The 2,382-nt window shown below is 62.6% G+C and carries 2 protein-coding genes; one reads left to right on the forward strand and one right to left on the reverse strand.

The genetic code is table 11. The features are described 5' to 3' along the window. Positions 1 to 717, reverse strand: a 717-nt coding sequence (locus tag AUR64_RS02960) for an FAD-dependent oxidoreductase (RefSeq protein ID WP_155120491.1), incomplete at its 3' end; no start/stop codon positions are given. 255 nt (positions 718 to 972) lie between these two features. Here AUR64_RS02960 and glpK point away from each other — a divergent pair. Beyond that, positions 973 to 2,382: glycerol kinase GlpK (gene glpK / locus AUR64_RS02965; protein WP_058580469.1), on the forward strand; the 1,410-nt coding region annotated here is incomplete at its 3' end.

The raw sequence follows: 2,382 nt of genomic DNA on the forward strand, positions 1-2,382 counted from the left end.
AGTCATGACGCCCTTCGAGGGTCTGACCGCGACTTCGACGCCGGCCATCTCGCCGATTTGGCCGGCCCACGCGCCGGTGGCGTTGACGACGTAGTCGGCGCGAATCTTTTCCGTACTGCCGGGAGTGCGGTGGACGCGTTTGCCGGGTCCGGAGTCGTGTTGGACTTCGACGCCGACGACTTCGCCGTTTTCTCGGAGTACGTCGATGACTTCGGCGTGGGGTTCGATGCGCGCGCCGTACTCTTGGGCGCTGGCGGCGTTGGCGACGCAGAGGCGGAAGGGGTCGATAGCGCCGTCGGGGACTTTGATGGCTCGTTTGATGTCCGTGGCGAGGAAGGGTTCGACTTCTCTGGCTTCCTCGGCGGAAAGTACTTCGGCGGGGATGTCGCACTCGCGGCAGCCCTTCAGTTTCTGCTCGAAGTAGTCGTCGTCGTCGTCGGGTTTCTGGACGAACAGGCCGCCGGTCATCTCGACGCAGTGGGCGGCGATGTCGCGGAGGACGCGGTTCTCCTCGATGCACTCTTTGGCACTGGCTTGGTCGGAGACGGCGTAGCGGCCGCCGCTGTGCAAGAGCCCGTGCATGCGGCCGGTGGTGCCGTGGGTGAGGTTGCCCCGTTCGACGAGGGTGACGTCAAGACCGCGCATCGCGAGGTCGCGTGCGATGCCGCAGCCGGTGGAGCCGCCCCCGACGACCAGCACGTGGGGTGTGTCTGTCATCTACTTGCGTGTACCTTCGGGCCACAGCACTTCACTTTATCCCCGCAGCGGATGCTGGCGTAAAGTACACGCAAATTGAACAGTTGTGGACACGTAGTCGAGTGTTCAACGTCCGAAATGCCTCGTTTACTGCGGTTACAACCCGAAAGAGATGATAGGAATCCATAGTTTTATCATGTATGTCCATGCTGTTTACTGGTGGTCAAAAGTCCACAGTAAACAACTGTGGTTCCGCAGGCCAGGAGACAACAATCGATGGTAGACGACACGTACGTCGGCGCGATAGACCAAGGGACGACTGGGACGAGATTCATGGTGTTCAACCACAGCGGCGAGGTCGTGGCGAACGCCTACGAGAAACACGAGCAGATATACCCCGAACCGGGGTGGGTCGAACACGACGCGATGGAGATATGGCGGAACACGAAGCGCGTCATCGAGACGGCGCTGCGCAACGCCGACCTGACGGCCGACCAGTTGGAAGCTATCGGCATCACGAACCAGCGTGAGACCACGCTGCTGTGGGACGCCGACACCGGGAAGCCGGTTCACAACGCCCTCGTCTGGCAGGACCGCCGGACGACGGACCGCGTCGAAAAGCTACAGGAAGAAGACAAAGTCGAGTGGATTCGCGGGAAAACCGGACTGGAGGCCGACGCGTACTTCTCGGCGACGAAAGCCGAGTGGTTGCTCGACAACGCCGACCCCATCAAACTCCAGCGCTCGCGGCCCGACGATATCCGTGACCGCGCGGAGGACGGCGAGATTCGCTTCGGCACCATCGACACGTGGCTCATCTACAAACTGACCGGCAACCACATCACCGACGTGACGAACGCGTCGCGGACGATGCTGTACAACATCCACGACAACGAGTGGGACCAAGAACTGCTCGACGAGTTCGATGTTCCCGCCGCGACGCTCCCCGAAGTACGCCCGTCGTCGGACGACGACCTCTACGGAACGACCGACTCGGAGGGCTTCCTCGGCACCGAGGTCCCCGTTGCAGGCGCACTCGGCGACCAGCAGGCAGCGCTGTTCGGCCAGACGTGCTTCGACGAGGGTGACGCGAAGAACACCTACGGCACTGGTTCGTTTATGCTGATGAACACCGGCGAGGAAGCCGTCGAAAGCGAACACGGCCTGCTCACGACCGTCGGTTTCCAGCGTTCGGGTGAGCCGGTCCAGTACGCCCTCGAAGGCTCGATTTTCATCACCGGGGCCGCAATCGAGTGGCTCGAAGATATGCAACTCATCGAGGACGCCGCCCAGACCGAAGAACTGGCACGGTCGGTGGATTCGACCGACGGGGTGTACTTCGTGCCGGCGTTCACTGGACTCGGTGCGCCGCACTGGGACGGCCGGGCACGCGGAACCATCGTCGGGATGACGCGAGGGACGCGGCGCGAACACGTCGTTCGTGCAACGTTGGAATCCATCGCGTTCCAGACGAAAGACGTCGCCGACGCGATGGAGGCCGACTCGGGCATCGAGATGACGGACCTGCGCGTCGACGGCGGCGCAGTGAAGAACAACTTCCTGTGTCAACTGCAGGCGAACATCGTTGGCTCGACCATCGTTCGCCCACAGGTCGACGAGACGACGGCGCTGGGGTCGGCGTACGCCGCGGGCCTCGCCGTCGGTTACTGGGAGACGCTCGACGAA

Source organism: Haloprofundus marisrubri (assembly GCF_001469955.1).
Lineage (GTDB): Archaea > Halobacteriota > Halobacteria > Halobacteriales > Haloferacaceae > Haloprofundus > Haloprofundus marisrubri.